Genomic DNA, 15,170 nt, shown 5'->3' with positions numbered 1-15,170 from the left:
TGCCCAAGTTCCCCGAGGTGCGCCGTGACCTGGCCCTGCTGCTGGACGAGAGTGTCAGCTATGCCGACCTGCGTGCTGCGGCGTTTAAGCAAGCGGGCAAGCTTCTCAGACAGGTCGGCCTGTTCGATGTGTACCGGGGCGACAAAATCCCTGCCGGCAAGAAGCAGTATGCCCTCAGCTTTGTCATTCGGAGCGAAGACCGTACCCTTACCGACCAGGATACGGAGCGTCTGATGGACAAACTTCTGCAAATGTTCCAGAAGGATTTCGGTGCAGTATTGAGATAATGATGCGTTTTCGTCATATAGTGCTTGCGTGCCTGGCGGTGCTGCTCCTCTCCTCTTGTGCGGGGCGGCCGCGCATCATACCGCGCGGTACTCTGACGGATATTTATGCCGATTTCTTCCTTGCGGACCAGTGGCTTGCAGATCACAAGGAAGAGCGCTCGCGGGCGGACACGATGTTGTTCTATGACCCGATTCTTTCCCGCTACGGCTACACTTTCGAGGATTACGACGCCAGCGTACGCCACTACCTCAAGGACCCGGAAAAGTTCGCCAAGGTGTTCCGTGACGCGGCTAACAAGCTGAAAGACAAGCGCGATGAGTACCGCCGCAAGGTGGAACATCTTGAGAAAATCAAGGAGTTCAACGCCTCGATAAAGGGCTATTCGCAGAAAGATTTCTACAAGGACACCCTTATCTGGCGCACACGCTACAAGGATTCCCTTGCCGCGGCCCGTGCTGACTCCTCGCTCAGAGACTCTCTGTTGCGGGATTCCTTGCGGCTGGATTCGCTGCGTCTGGACTCCCTGCGCCTCGATTCCCTCAGGCGCGATTCCATCCGGGTGCACGGGCGCAAGCTTCGCATCAGGGAACGCAAAGCTTTGAATGTAAAACCAATAAATTAAGAATCAATATGGAATATTTGGAGAAATACGGGTACACTCCCGATGAAGAGAAGATTTCGGCCGCCATCCAGGCGATTGCCGGCAATCTTGACGGCCTTTGCACCCCTCAAGTGCTGAAAAGCTGCTTCTCGATGATGGATTTGACCACCCTCCATAGCAACGACACGCCTGCATCTGTGGCCAAGTTGGTGGAAAAGGTCAATAAACTGCCGGATTCTTATCCTGACTATCCGGCTCCTGCTTCTATCTGCGTCTATCCGAATTTTGCGTCAGTTGTACGCGAACTCAAGACGGACCCCGAGGTCCACGTGACCACGGTGGCAAGTTGTTTCCCTTCCGCCCAGAGTTTCCTGGAAGTTAAGGTCAGGGAGTGTGAGATAGCTGTGGAGCAGGGCGCGGACGAGATTGATATCGTGCTGGCTCTCAACGCTTTCCTCGCCGGAGACAAGGCCCGTGCCTACGAGGAGATTGTGGCGATGAAAAATGCCATCGACAAGGCGGCTGCCGCTCAGCAGCGCAGGGTGGTGCTCAAGGTGATTCTTGAGACCGGTCTGCTCGTGACCCCTGCCGCTATCGCAGAGGCTTCTTTCCTTGCGATGGAAGCGGGCGCCGACTTCATCAAGACTTCTACCGGCAAGGTTGACGTCAACGCTACTCCCGTCGCGGCATATGTGATGTGCGAGGCTATCAGGCGTTACTATGAGGTCAGCGGCAGAAAGGTGGGATTCAAGGCCGCCGGCGGCATTTCCACTGCCAAGGATGCTCTGTGTTACTACCTTATCGTTTCGAATATTCTCGGACACGAGTGGCTTTGCAGGGAGAAGTTCCGCTTCGGCGTGAGCCGCCTGGGCAACAGCCTGATGAGTGCAATCGAGCAGAAGACGGTATCTTACTTCTAGTAGGATTAAGCCGAAACGAAAAACCCTGCGCCTTTCGACGCAGGGTTTTCGTATATTCAGGAAAAATTATTTCTTGAGTTTGCCGAGACGGGCGGTAACCTTGATTTCAGTCCTGGTGTAGATTCCGGGGAAACCGGTGGTGTAGTCGGTAACCTGGGGATACATCACGAAATCGTAACCGGGGTTCTTCTCGAGGAGGTCGTAGATAGCATAGTACTGGCTGCTGCTGACGGGGATGCCGATGATAGGAGCCATAACGGTACCTGCCTTCACGTTGAAGAGACGGGCCCAGTCGATACCGAGTACGCGGACGACGGTAGCTTCGCCCGTTACCTGCTCGGAGAGGACGTAATCGTGGGAATTCAGCTCAAAATAAGCGAGGGGCTCTTTCATACTCTTGATGGTGGAAGAGCAGCTGGTGGCGCCGAATGCGAGGACCGCCAGAAGGATGACAAATAATGACTTTTTCATTTTACAAATATATTTGTTGCGCAAATGTACTATTTTTTTGTTAAAAAAACTTACATTTACCGATAGATTATGGATAGACGACATTTTTTTAAGGTTTCTGCGGCCGGAATAGCCGGCCTTTCCTTATCCGGCGGGTTCTCGCCGCTTCTTGCGCGGAAGTCCGCTGACGGGAGGTATTCGATTGTCATTTTGGGAGATACGCATTATGATGCTGCGGATCCCGAGAAGTATCACGCCGGCTACACGGACCCCAACCCCAAGCGCGAAGCCCTGCACCGCAAGGAATTCACGCGCAACGGCAATATGTGGGCCGGGCGTTGCAGGCAGCTGGTGAAACGCGCCGCCTGCCTCGTGGATGAGGAGACCAAGATGGTGTTTCAGATGGGCGACCTCATCCAGGGGGATACCGCAAGTGCCGCCATCCATACGCAGTTCCTTTCCGATGCGATGGACCTTTTCAAGTCCGACCTTGCTCCGGACCTGCCGTTCGTGACCGTGGCAGGCAACCACGACCTGCGCGGCAACGACGACGCCGTGGTCTCGAAAGCCTACGCCGACTATATGCCTGCGCGGCTTTCAAAGGAGCTGGGGCAGGAAATCAGCGGTACCAATTTCCAGTTCCGCTGCGGCCCGGACGCCTTCGTGTTCATCAACTTCTCCAAGCCGGACGTGCCTGAAATCAAGCGCCTGCTTGCGGAGACTGACGGAGCGCGTCATACGTTCGTGGTGGTGCACAGCCCAGTGTTCCCGTTCGACGATGCTAAGTACTTCTGGTGGTTCCTGCTCGGCGGCAGGAAGGACCCGAGGCCGGAGGAACGTCGGGAAATACGCGCCCTGCTTGCCAGGCACAATGCCATAGTGCTCTGCGGCCACACCCACAATACCGAGTTCCTCGACTGGAGGGGAGACGGCGGCCGGATCACCCAGATGACTATGAGCAGCGTGTGGGCTAAGCCTGAGCAGGGTTCATACACTGAACTTGCTTCCGGCCCCGAGGCTTATGGCACGCTTCTGTTCGAGAAGAATCCTGAGCTTCGCACGGAAGCCAACCTGGCTCTGTTTGACGAATATCGCAAGGGGCTTCAGGCCTACAGCACAGCCGATGCCGCAGGCTCCTACAAGCTCTTCGTCGATGGCAAACGTGTGTGGGTGGATTTCTACGCAGGCGATTCCCCGCGCCTCTCCAAGCGCTTCCAGTTGCGGTAGCAGCCCTGTTGCGTTGTCGCGTTGCCCGGCAGGCTTGCCTGTGCACCTGGGGCGGTATTGAGGATGTCAGTAATAATGTTTACATTTGTGCTGTTGACTTCGTAATACTGCATATGATTCTTTCAGATTTATCCTGGAGCATCCGCGGCACATTAGGGCGAAAACTCCTTGCACTTGCGCAGCAATATGATGACGTGGTGGACCTTACCCTTGGGGATCCCGATATTCCCACTCCGGACGGAATCTGCGAAGCTGCCCGCAATTGTATTCGTGAGCACCGTACCAGATACACGGCCAGTGCCGGCCTTCCTCAGCTGAGGGAGGCGATAGCGACCTATGAGTCGGGTAAAGCAGACATTGATATACACCCTGAAAACGTGGCGGTTACGGTAGGCGCGACGGAGGCAATTCATCTCGCTTTCCGTATGCTCCTGAATCCGGGCGACGAGGTGGTTATCATCGGTCCGAGTTGGGCACAGTGCCTGAACAACGTGCTTCTGTGCGGAGCTAAGCCGGTTCTTGCCGATAAATTCACGGAGGGATTTCTTCCCGACGTGGATTATCTGCGGACTCTCATAAACGACAGGACGAAGATAATCGTCGTCAATTCCCCTAACAATCCGACCGGTACCGTATATCCCCTTGAACTTCTGAGGGGTATTGCCAATCTGGCGAGAGAAAAGGGGCTGTATGTTTTCTCGGACGAGGTGTACTCCACCCTGGTCTATGACAGGCAGTATTATTCGATATCCAAGTTGTATCCCGCCGAGAACCTTGTCCTTTTCAATTCATTCTCGAAAGCGTTTTGTATGACCGGATGGAGGATTGGATATGTAATCGGAGAGCCTCATTTCATCAAGAGGCTGGTCAAGATGCAGGAGAACGTGGCGGTCTGCGTAAGTACTATTTCGCAGTGGGCCGCCCTGGAGGCTGTCTCCCACGCCGATATATATACCGCATCGCCACGAGACATATTCCGCGCCCGGAGGGATACGCTGGCAAGCTCGCTGGAAGGAGCGCCAGGCATCAAATACAGCATCCCTGATGCGACTTTTTATCTTTTTGCGGACATATCGGCCACCGGGATGGATTCGCGTTCCTTCTGTTTCTCCCTGCTGGAAAAGGAGCACGTTGCGCTAACTCCCGGGCTGTCGTTCGGTGACTCCTTCGACGGTTATGTGAGGCTTGCCTTCACGCTCGAAGTTCCAATGATTCTGGAAGGGGCAAGGAGAATAAGACATTTTCTTGAAAATCTTTGACGATGCGGACAAAAAAGCGGCTGCTTTTAAGCAACCGCTTCGTGCGCGAGATGAGACTCGAACTCACACAGGTTTTACCCCACTAGCTCCTGAAACTAGCGCGTCTACCATTTCGCCACCCGCGCTTTGGATTGGACTGCAAATATACAATTTTTTTAGAAAATGTACGATAAAGTGAGAAGAATATCGTTAGGGAGTACGAAAAATTTTTCTCCCCTGTCGATAATCCTGCCACATCTTAAGCACTCGTAGGCGGTGTATTTGTCCAGACCGCTCCACAGTCCAAGTCCGATATCAAGGTTCAGGTGTGTATTCAACATAAAGGTATAACCGGCCGCCAGACCGCCTCCGAAGCGGTCTCCCTCGCTTGCGAGGGGAGAGGTGATGCCGCCCTGGTTGTATTCCTGCCACTTCAGTTTCCCGGACATCCACCATCCGGAATAGATGTGCCAGGGCCAGAAGCGGGCGCCGGCTTCAAGGCTGCGCTGCTTGTCGGCCTTTTCCGTCCGGCCTTCACCCCAGCTGAAGGGGTTGTATTTCACTCCGGCCGAAAGGGTCCACTGTCGGGCAATGCCGCAGGACGCTTCCAGATTCAACGTCCCAAAATCTACATAGTCCAGCACATTTGTAGTCAGTGAGTAATTCTGTGCGCAGACTGTCGCCCACAGGAAAAGTCCCACGGCTGCCGACACGAAGTTTTTCATAGTTGAAGTTTTATCTCCCATATCTTGCAAATGCTTCATTTATAGTGCTTTTGAATGAAGGATAGTAGCTCAGCAACTTATTCTTGAGCCCTTCCAGGTCCACGACGTCGGCCGTGAACACCGGCGCAATCTTTTCCAGCCCCAGCCCCCTTTCGTCCAGATACATCAGGATTTGCGGTGAAAACCACTCCGAGGTGCCGAACACGGTGGTGCTGTCTTTGTAGCGCCTTTTGAAGAGTATGCTCTGGCAGTAGTATGCATACATATTGGCCGCCTCGCAGTAGCCGCTGTCATCATCGTCAGGCGCCCCGTAAGGGCTGACGAGTCCGGAGCCAAGCAGCGACAGGGCGGTGTATTCCACCAGCTTGCTCCACCAGCTCTTGCCGACCTGGGCGAAGTGGCCCGCCTTCGCGAATACGTGGAGCGCCCTTGCGTAGATTTCCGAATAGCTGCTCGTCTCGTGCAGGCCGAGGTAAATATCGGGATGCAGCAGCTTGATAAGCGGGGTGTACTCTCCGAGCAATGAGGAGATCGGCTCAAAAGTGTCCACTATCGTGCCGTGGTGCATCATAAGCTCGAAACTGCAGTCCAGTACCGGGATGTCCCATATCCTGAGGTCCTTGGGAGGCAGCGGTAAGGTCTTCCCGGATGCTTCACATTCCGCGCAGTAGTCGAAGCCGGCGTTGTTGACGACGCAGCGGGTGAAGAGTTTGCGGTCGGAGTTAAAGTCGATTTCGCAGTCGAAGCCTTCGGCCGGGTGCTTGCCCAGCGTGGATACGGATGCCGGGATGAGCACCAGGTTGATGCCCTGCTTGAAGCCGTTCACGTTCTGGAACACCAGCCTGTAACGCGGCTCCGAATTGAACCGGCGGGCTATTGTGTAGTAGCCTTCATCGTCGGTGTAGGTCACGGCAAACTTGACGAACGAGTTCACGAAAACCTTCACTCCTTTAACTCCTTCAGGCTCGTCGTCAAGCGCCGGGTCCACTATTGCTATTCGTCCTTTCGGGCTGCCGCTTTCGCCGGCTTTAGACAGCGGCGAGAGCAGATTCTCGTTCCCGCTCAGGCGGAATGCTTCCCGCTCCACTGCGTCCCAGTCGATGCCCGAGCCCTTGGTAGCAGGGTCGTGCTCGGCAATGTAGCAGTCGTCAAGCCGCTCGTAGCGCACGTCGGAAGGGAAGGGGAAGTCGACCGGCACGACCGCGTACTGCCAGGTGATGTTGCCTTCGGGCACATCCGGGTCGTGATACCAGTCCCCGTCGCGAATGATTCTGTAGTCCATAGGGTGGTCGATAAGTTCCAGGCCGGCGTCCAGCAGCTTCTGCAACTGGGCGTCGTCTTTCGGCAGGAAGCGCACGTAGAAATCGGTAGGCTCCAGCGCCGTTCTTCCGTTGGGCTGTATGTTTTGCAGCGCCTTTGTCATATATGAGACCGAATAGGGGTCCTCGAGTTGCTCTCCGAGGACTATCATTTCGTGTGAGAGTCCCTCTTCTTCCTGCCTTTCGGCGTCCGGCCCGCCCAGCCATCCCTGATTGCAGGACAGCAGTATGAATGGGACCGCCGTGAGTGTAAGCATAATCTTTTTCATAGTCTTTCGTTTTGTTACGGTGCAAAGGTGGAAGTATTTATCCGTTTAATAAGCGTTTACAACACTTATTTTCAAAATCGGCCCCAGACGGCGTTCAGACAGGGGTGGGGGAGAGAGGCGTATGAAAAAATACTGTTTTTTCCTGCCGCGTTGTGGCATAAAGAGAGCAAAATTGCTATATTTACGGAAAATAGCTAAGACAATGTACCAATACAAAGAAGTCTCTCCCCACCTTTATGTCCTCAGTCTGGACAACCACGTGGAGATAGTGGAGGCCCTCACGGCATTCTGCAAAGAAGTGAATATCCTCGCCGGCGAAATACGCGGAATCGGCGCTATTTCCGAGGCGACATTCCGTTTCCTGGATCCCGCGACAAAGCAATATGTCGATAAGACTTTCACGGAACAGATGGAGATAACCAACCTTACCGGCAACGTCTCCGGCCGGCCCGACGATCCGACCTTGCCTTACCTCCATATACATATTACTGCCAGCCGCAGGGACTATACCTGTGTCGGCGGGCATCTTCTGAGCGCGCGCATCAATGGAGCCTGCGAGCTTGTAGTGGAGGATTTCGAAGATGCGTGGCTCGGCCGCCGCAAAGATGAAGAGACAGGACTTAATCTATATAAATTCTGACAAGTATGAGTTTCGTGATGATAATCGAGCTTCTGATAGTGCTCGCCGCATTGTATGTGGGTTCGCGCTACGGCAGCCTTGCACTCGGCGCTATTTCTGGCATCGGACTTGCCATTCTCGTGTTCGGTTTCGGCCTCACTCCGGGTACTCCTCCTACTGACGTTATTTATATTATCATAGCTGCCGTAACCTGCGCAGGTACGCTGCAGGCTTCCGGCGGTATGGACTGGATGATTCAGATTGCCGAGAAGATGCTTCGCAAGCACCCTGAGCACATCACCTTCCTCGGCCCTCTCGTGACCTTCTTCCTGACTGTGCTCGTGGGTACCGGCCACGTGGTGTACACCATTATGCCGATTATCTGTGATATCGCGCTCAAGAAGAATATTCGTCCCGAGCGTCCTTGCGGCGTGGCTTCCATCGCATCACAGGTGGGTATCACCTGCTCGCCGATTGCGGCCGCCGTCGTGGCGTTCGTGACGATTTCCAATGCCAACGGCTATATGGTATCCATTCCGCAGGTGCTTATGGTCACCATCCCTGCCTGCGTGCTCGGACTTATGTGCGCCGCCATCGCGTCATACAAGCGCGGCAAGGACCTGGACAAGGATCCGGAGTTCCTCAAGCGCAAGTCGGACCCTGAGATGTATGCTTATATGTACGGCAGTTCCGCCACTACCCTGGACAAGGTAATCACTCCTCAGGCCAAGGCTTCGGTGTTCATCTTTCTGGGCTCGCTGCTTATCATAGTCTGCTTTGCGTTCTTCCAGATGATTCATACCTCTTCCGGCGAGACTCTTGCCAAGGCCGTGAACCTGCCGAAGATGAATATCTGCATCCAGATTATTATGCTGATGGCCGCCGCCGCGAATATAATGTTCTGCAAGGCTTCACCGAAGAAGGCCGTGGCCGGGGCGGTATGGCAGTCGGGAATGGTGGCCGTGGTGGCGATCTACGGCATTGCGTGGCTTGCGGATACGTATTTCGGCAACTATATGGAGGAAATGAAGCAGATGCTGACCGGACTGGTTACGAACTACCCGTGGAGCATCGCGTTCGTGTTCTTCCTGGTGTCGGTGCTAATCAACTCACAGGGAGCCGTGGTGGTGGCTATGCTGCCTCTTGCGTATGAGCTCGGCATCGCCGGTCCCGTGCTGCTCGGAGTCCTGCCCAGCGTGTACGGCTACTTTTTCATTCCGAATTATCCTTCGGATATCGCTACGGTCAACTTCGACCGTTCTGGAACTACGGTCATCGGCAAGTACCTGCTGAACCACAGCTTCATGCGGCCGGGCATGGTGAGCGTCATCGTCTCGACTATCGTCGGGACCGTGCTCGTGAAACTGCTCTACTAGGCTATTCTTCTTCGGACACGCCCATGAGTTTCATGGCGGCCTTCCAGGTTTCCCTGTTTTCGAAACCGTCTCGCTGGCCGCCACCGTAGCGGGCATGCGCAAATTCTTCTACGAGGGATTCCCAGCCTTCGAGCTTGCCGTCTTTCACAAGCGTTTCCAGGTTCACGCCGGCACCATTGTCCTCGGCGCCGAGCCCGAAACGTCGGGCGACATATTCCTTGCAGATTCCTTCCAGCTCCAGGAGCCATTCACGGCTGTCGGCGGAATTCACCCTCTGCTTTAGGACCATCATCTTTTCGCGCAGGGCGTTTTCTGCGGCGTTCCTGGCCGCCACGGCTTCGCGTGCGGCAGCACGACGGCGAGCCCGCCAAAGCCCGGCACAGAGCACGCAAACGGCAACAACGGCCCCCACGGCAAGAGGCAGCGGGTTGAACGGTTCGACCACGCGAACATCGACACTTTCGCTCCGCAAGTCCAGCGGCATCCCTGCCTGCGTCGGGATTTCGAACCGCAGCGCCGGAATATGAAGGTTGCCCGTATCCTGCGCCACGATCTTGTAGGTAAACGTAATGGACGCTACTTCCTTGCCGTCTTTTACCGACCGCGAAGATTCCTGAGACAGGCCCACCTGCATAAGCCCTTTCGCGTTCGCGGAGCCCGAAGGCACCACCAGAAGGGCACTGCCCTGAACGCTCCACGACACCGTTACCGGGAAATCAAAGGAATCCCCCACGGTTACCGATTTCATTCCGCCCTCGGGACCCGACGTTATAGAAATCCCGAGCTGTTCCGGAGTCGGCATCTGCAAAGCCGGTGCGGAATCCTGTACAACCGCACCCGAATCCGGCACGGCAACACCGACGGAATCCTCCGCCATATTCAAAGAATCATTTTCCATATGCGCGTAATATACAAAAACTGCAAAGCCGAGAGTCGCGGGCAAGTTTACTTGCACATGACCGAGGCGTACAGTTTAGAATCTGCGAAGCAAATACAAAACTGCAAAGCCGAGAGTCGCAGGAAATGGCCACATTTCCTATGACCGAGGCGCACTGTTTAGAATCTGCGAAGCAGAAAAAAAGCCCCGGCGAAGCCGGGACTAAAAATAGTGGAGAGCAGTCCTTTACTAGAACGGTCTTACGTACTTGCCGTTCAGCAGCTGGCTGTACATCATCAGGAGGATATCCGGGAAGTAGCTGCTCGCGGTGTTGCTCAGCTGCTTAGCGTTCACCAAAGTAGTGCACTTGTTCAACCAGTCCGCATTCGTTCCGATACCGGTCGCGCACCAGGCAGAAAGCCACTGAGAAGAAACGGCCGTGTTCCTGGTATCGTCTGCACCGAGAGCCGTATTCCAGGTGTAGTTCACGGAAAGCGCCTTCGAACCCGGATCGCCGGCGGCCTTGGTAGAAATGAAGTTATTCAACTTTTGCAGTACGGCAAGAGCGCGTTCATCCTGGTACCAGTAGTAGTCCCAAGCGATACGCCACGGAATACGGACGGATTCCTTGTTGAACGTGTAGTAGGTGAATCCGGTCTTGGCGTTTCCGGCGGCATCGTTCGGCGGGTTGACGGCAGTCGTCGCGTCGCTCCAGTCGGGGAACACGCCGGTTCCGGCAGCCTGGATATTGGCCATGTAGGTGTACATGGTGTTGAGCACGGAGGTCCAGTCATGGGCAGGATTGTTGTCATACTGTGCAAAGAGCTTCAGTGCCACCGGAGAGAAGTAGCTCAGGTTGTAGACGATAGTCTTGCCACCTGTTCCGTTCCACATCGGCGTATCGCCCGAAAGCAGCATGTTCGCCTTGACTTCCTTGTCCCAGATACCGGCCATGATGACACGGGCGTCCGCAAGGTAACCTTCGATATTGGTCTTCAGGTACATGATGATAAGCGACGTGGCAATATCCAAGTCGGCATCGGTAGCGCTACCGAGGTCAACTTCGTCATAATGGAACGTGAAGGTAATCCACGGCGTCAACGGCTGGTTTCCGTTATAGGCACGCATAGCCCTGGAATAGTTCCACAGGCTGTTGAAAGCTACCGCATCGTCCTGGAAGGCGGTAATAAGCATGCCGTAGCCAATGCCTTCCGACACGGTACAGGCGCGGGCCTTCATGGCGGGAACAGCGGAATCGTCGACAGTGCACTTCAGCTTATATGCGGACGAGCCGGCACTCTGCCAAATCACGCGTGCCGCAGGGAGGAATTCTGCACTGAACACGTAATGGTATCCGGCAGCCGGAGTCGTATAGTAAAGGGCTTCCGCATCGAGCGTCACGTAATGGTAGCCTTTCCAGCTATCGTACATCGTCGCAGGCGTGGTCAAGTTCGCCGAAGTACCAAGAGAGACTTTGCCCGAAGGAGGCGGCACGACAGAAGACGAACTGACGAGAATATCGCCACCCTGGCTCAAGGGAACCGTACTCTGGCTGCTCTGAGCAAAAGGATTGTTGTTCGGGTCAGCCTCGGCAGCAGAATCACCGCCGCACGCAGCAAGGCCAAAAGCCAAGCTACAGGCCATGGGAATCAATAGTTTTGTCGCTTTCATAATAACCTCTTTTTCCATGCTCTAATATACATTCATTTTCCGAAACTGAAAATAGGGCCGTTGAGCAAAATCACTTTTTTCAGCAAAAAAAGAAGGGAACTGCCCAAAAGCAGTCCCTTCCAAAATGTTTGTCAAGAATGATTACTTAACGATGATCTTCTGGCTGAAGTCGATGGACTTACCAGCAACGCGGACCATGTAGACACCGGCGTCGATGGAAGAGAGATCGAGAGAAGCAGAAGAGCTAACAGCACCCTTGAGCATCACCTGACCCTGGAGGTTCATCACTTCGGCGGTAGCAACGGACTTGATGCCGGCGAAGGAGAGGGTACGACCAGCGAGAGTAGCCTTGACAGCGGAAGCCGCTGCGACAGCCTTGATACCCGGAGCGTCATTCTGAGAAGACACGGCAGAGATGTTGAAGGAACCGGTGGTACCATCAGCAGCCTGGATCTTGAACTTCACAGAAGCGAGGGATGCAGAAGCTTCGTCACCAGTGACCTTGCCCTTGCCCCAGCCAGCCTGCTTGAATCCAGACCATGCAGTGCAGACCTGGTTCGGAGAAGCGGACTTCGGGAGAGCGACGAACGGGTTATCGTAACCGATAGCGGCGTCCTTTTCGTCACCAAGACCGAGTTCGAGGCTAGCAGCAACATCGACCGTATAGGTAATGCAGATGCCACCCCAAGCAGAAGCGTCAGCCGGAGTTGCGGCGCCACCAGTAGCGGTAGCAGTACCAGCAACGTTGAAGCCGATACCAACGAACGGCTTATAGGTCAGAGTACCGGCGTTGAGGGTGAACGTACCGCAGACACCACCGCAGTTGTCGATAACCGGGTCAAGAGCGTCTGTGGAATATTCGTTACCGAGCGGAACCGGCCATTCGATAGCAGACTGACCGCCATCAGCGTCGTCAGCGTAGCTATACCAATAACCAGCAGTTTCGGTACCATTATCAAGGCCAGTAGCAACAAAGTATTCACTGGCAGAGCCGTCCCAGCTAAAAGCCGATGCGACACTTGCGGCAGCCAATACAGCAGCGGCAGTAAGGAATTTGTTTTTCATAAGTCTCTCTCTTTGTTAATGGTTTATGCCCAAGAAGGGCGGTTTGGTACTAATATATCTTTTTTTCGGGCGTTTTTTCAAGTTTTTTTTCCAGAAAGTCAAAAAAGTGTAACGAAAATCTCATCAGAAAGTCAGGAAAAGGCGATTTTAGTGAAATTTCGGCAGTATGTTCAGCTTTTTTTACATCAGTCCGACACAAAAGTGTGACGTAACTCATTGTTTACAATTTTTAAACGTGTGTCTGATGTCACAAACACAACCTTTATAACTTTTTTATTACTTTCACCCGGTCCCAACTCCTTGTACCGAAATCTATTTTTCCTTATTATGGCTATATTCCACAACAAGTTAATTGCATCCATCTTCGCTGTCGGCGCCCTGTCTGCATCCATTGCAATCGCCGCACCGAAATACCCGTTCCCCCAACAGATTACGTACAAATTCGGCCACACGGCGACGTACGTCGACCCCTCCGTTATCCAGAGCCATTTCAACGACTGGAAAGGCGCCTGGTACAAGGATATGGGCGACGGAACGGCCCGCATTATCAGTCCCAACGACAGTGCCGAAATGACCGTGTCCGAAGGTGTCGCCTACGGCATGCTCATCATGGTATACATGTCGAGCACGCAAGCCGACTACCAGAGTGAATTCGATAAGTTGTACGCATTCTGGAACAAGTACGCGAAAAGCGGCGGCGGAATGAACTGGCACATCAACACCCAGAACGGCAAAGTGGACGACGGTACGGCAACCGACGCCGACCTCGACGTGGCTGTCGCCCTGATCATGGCCGCCAAGCAATGGGGCAACGACCAGTACATGACCAAGGCCAAGTCCCTCATTTCCTGGATCAAGTCCAACGACATGGAAAGCGACGGCCGCGTGAAGGCGGGCAGCAACTGGAACCCGGCACTGAACGCGAGCTACGTGTTCCCGGCGGCATTCCAGCTGTTCTACGACGTCACGAACGATTCCTTCTGGAAAACGGCCATCACCACCAACCTCGACCACATTTCCAAATGCCAAAACTCGACTACGGGACTCATGCCCGACTGGTGCAGTTGGAGCGACCACAAGCCAACCAACGCAGGCCAGGTAAGCGGCGGTTCGGGCGGATTCTACGACGACGCGACGAGAACACCGTGGCGCATGGCATGGGGCTACTACTGGTACGGCATCAAGGAAGCGAAAAGCGTTAACGACAAGATTCTCCCCTGGCTCGAAAAGTCCACCTTCGGCAACGCGAACCTCATCTGGCCGGGCTACTCCCTTACCGGGAGCTCCCCGTACAACATGTTCGTGACCTCGACCTATGCCGGCGGCCTCGGACTCGCCATGGCATCGGCCGACAATCCGGGCTACTACCTGGAAACCGTCTACGACGCGCTTGCAAACACAGTCGGCAAGAAGACTCCCACAAGCGGCAAGGGCGAACACTACTACCCGGCAACGCTGAACATCCTTTACCTGTTGACGATGAGCGGCAACCTCCCCAACTTCAACAGCATGGACGGCCTGACCAAGTACACGAAAACTTCCGTACGCATGCCCGCCATGCCGCAGGGTGAACTGCAGCCCGTCAACAACGGGATGAACATTTCGGGCTATACCGAATGGGGCGCCTATGCCGACAAGTTCGGCGTGACCAAGATGTATCCGGATTCCGGAAGCTCGGGCATCTTCAAGCTCACCGACGGCTCCGTCGCCGCAGCAATCGAGTTCCGCATCGCGCCGGAACCGACCTACGAAGAAGGCGTGACGCTCAAGTACCCGTTTGCCGGCATCGCCGTTTCGCTCGACAAGGACAACGGCTACCACGACCTGAGCAAGCTCGCCAAGATCCGCATCAACTACAAGAGCCAGGGCGTCATCCGTTTCGCCATCCTGGACAAGCAGACTCTTGACAACCAGAACGAAGGTGGCGAACCCGGCATCTACCTGCACCCCACCGACGAATACGTGGACCTCGATATCGACGTGACCTCCAAGAACTTCGGCACGACCTACGACGCCTTTGTCGACGACAAGTTCGTAGTGCCGTCCTGGGTGACCGACGTCCTCAGCAGGGACGACGTCATGAAGGCTGTCCGCGGCTTCAAATTCGAGCCGAAAATGCAGAAAAGCGGCTATGGTTCCATCTACCTGCGCAAATTCGAGCTCTATGACAGCGACGGCAAGCTCATTACGGACTTTATCGACCCGAACGCGGTGGGCATCAAGCCGGTCGTATTGCAGGACCGCGGCATGAACGTCAGCGGAAAAACCGTCTACTACACGGGACTCGGCCCCAACGCCCGCATTTCCGCTTTCGACCTGAACGGAAACCTCGTCAAGACCGTCCATGTGAGCGGTTCCGGGGCAATCTCCATGGAAGCGATTTTCGGGACAAAAGGTACCTATATCCTACGTTTGAGCGATAAAAACCTCAACAGGACGGTGCGTATTCAGCGGTAAACAGATTTAAGGGATTGTGTGGAATAATTTCATATATGTATAATTACTTTTAGAAAGAGAAAATTATC

13 protein-coding genes, 1 tRNA gene and 1 pseudogene are annotated in these 15,170 nt (G+C 54.5%); 8 read left to right on the top strand and 7 right to left on the bottom strand.

From position 1 onward, the window contains the following. The 3 genes and pseudogenes from B3M32_RS00725 to deoC all read left to right on the top strand — a co-directional run. Positions 1-287 (top strand): annotated as a pseudogene (locus B3M32_RS00725) (phenylalanine--tRNA ligase subunit beta); the annotation flags it as partial. Then, entirely contained in the window at positions 287-910 is a 624-nt protein-coding gene (locus tag B3M32_RS00720; RefSeq protein ID WP_290742389.1) for a DUF4296 domain-containing protein, read from the top strand. The pseudogene B3M32_RS00725 and the gene B3M32_RS00720, both read left to right, overlap by 1 nt. A gap of 8 nt (positions 911-918) precedes the next feature. Beyond that, the gene (deoC, locus tag B3M32_RS00715; RefSeq protein WP_290742386.1) at positions 919-1,809 is read left to right on the top strand and encodes a deoxyribose-phosphate aldolase; all 891 of its coding nucleotides are present in this window, start codon (positions 919-921) and stop codon (positions 1,807-1,809) included. Positions 1,810-1,875: 66 nt separating this feature from the next. On the opposite strand, the gene B3M32_RS00710 is transcribed toward deoC, so the two are convergent. Beyond that, positions 1,876-2,280, bottom strand: coding sequence for a hypothetical protein (locus tag B3M32_RS00710; protein ID WP_290742383.1), 405 nt, complete (start codon positions 2,278-2,280; stop codon positions 1,876-1,878). A gap of 69 nt (positions 2,281-2,349) precedes the next feature. Here B3M32_RS00710 and B3M32_RS00705 point away from each other — a divergent pair, with 69 nt between their 5' ends. Both B3M32_RS00705 and B3M32_RS00700 read left to right on the top strand, forming a co-directional pair. Continuing rightward, the gene (locus B3M32_RS00705) at positions 2,350-3,486 is read left to right on the top strand and encodes a metallophosphoesterase family protein (protein WP_290742379.1); all 1,137 of its coding nucleotides are present in this window, start codon (positions 2,350-2,352) and stop codon (positions 3,484-3,486) included. Between the two features lie 113 nt (positions 3,487-3,599). After that, positions 3,600-4,745, top strand: a complete 1,146-nt coding sequence (locus tag B3M32_RS00700; protein WP_290742376.1) for a pyridoxal phosphate-dependent aminotransferase — start codon at positions 3,600-3,602, stop codon at positions 4,743-4,745. A gap of 42 nt (positions 4,746-4,787) precedes the next feature. Here B3M32_RS00700 and B3M32_RS00695 read toward each other — a convergent pair. The 3 genes from B3M32_RS00695 to B3M32_RS00685 form a co-directional block, all read right to left on the bottom strand. Next, positions 4,788-4,870, bottom strand: a tRNA-Leu gene (locus B3M32_RS00695). A 30-nt stretch (positions 4,871-4,900) separates the two neighbouring features. After that, entirely contained in the window at positions 4,901-5,449 is a 549-nt protein-coding gene (locus tag B3M32_RS00690) for a DUF3575 domain-containing protein (RefSeq protein WP_290742373.1), read from the bottom strand. Positions 5,450-5,459: 10 nt separating this feature from the next. After that, positions 5,460-6,806: a hypothetical protein gene (locus B3M32_RS00685; RefSeq protein WP_290742370.1), complete on the bottom strand. Its 1,347-nt coding sequence runs from the start codon at positions 6,804-6,806 to the stop codon at positions 5,460-5,462. 352 nt (positions 6,807-7,158) lie between these two features. On the opposite strand from B3M32_RS00685, the gene B3M32_RS00680 reads away from it, so the two are divergent. Further along, positions 7,159-7,677 (top strand): PPC domain-containing DNA-binding protein, encoded by a 519-nt coding sequence (locus B3M32_RS00680; protein ID WP_290742368.1) that lies wholly within the window; start codon positions 7,159-7,161, stop codon positions 7,675-7,677. 5 nt (positions 7,678-7,682) lie between these two features. Beyond that, positions 7,683-9,032 carry an anaerobic C4-dicarboxylate transporter gene (locus tag B3M32_RS00675; protein ID WP_290742365.1) on the top strand — a complete coding sequence of 450 codons (1,350 nt, stop codon included), beginning with the start codon at positions 7,683-7,685 and terminating at the stop codon, positions 9,030-9,032. Position 9,033: 1 nt separating this feature from the next. On the opposite strand, the gene B3M32_RS00670 is transcribed toward B3M32_RS00675, so the two are convergent. The 3 genes from B3M32_RS00670 to B3M32_RS00660 form a co-directional block, all read right to left on the bottom strand. After that, on the bottom strand, positions 9,034-9,930 hold the full coding sequence (locus tag B3M32_RS00670) for a BatD family protein (RefSeq protein WP_290742362.1): 897 nt from the start codon (positions 9,928-9,930) through the stop codon (positions 9,034-9,036). A gap of 228 nt (positions 9,931-10,158) precedes the next feature. Beyond that, complete coding sequence (locus tag B3M32_RS00665; RefSeq protein WP_290742359.1) at positions 10,159-11,580, bottom strand: glycosyl hydrolase family 8; 1,422 nt, start codon at positions 11,578-11,580, stop codon at positions 10,159-10,161. Between the two features lie 141 nt (positions 11,581-11,721). After that, positions 11,722-12,645, bottom strand: a complete 924-nt coding sequence (locus B3M32_RS00660) for a T9SS type A sorting domain-containing protein (RefSeq protein WP_290742356.1) — start codon at positions 12,643-12,645, stop codon at positions 11,722-11,724. Positions 12,646-12,972: 327 nt separating this feature from the next. On the opposite strand from B3M32_RS00660, the gene B3M32_RS00655 reads away from it, so the two are divergent. After that, positions 12,973-15,102 (top strand): glycosyl hydrolase family 8, encoded by a 2,130-nt coding sequence (locus B3M32_RS00655; protein WP_290742353.1) that lies wholly within the window; start codon positions 12,973-12,975, stop codon positions 15,100-15,102. The last annotated feature ends 68 nt before the right edge of the window (positions 15,103-15,170 follow it).

It is taken from the genome of Fibrobacter sp. UBA4309, assembly GCF_002395745.1.
In the GTDB taxonomy this organism is placed as follows: Bacteria; Fibrobacterota; Fibrobacteria; order Fibrobacterales; family Fibrobacteraceae; genus Fibrobacter.
Note: the sequence above shows the minus strand (reverse complement) of the source record. Positions and strands in the feature narration are given on the sequence as shown.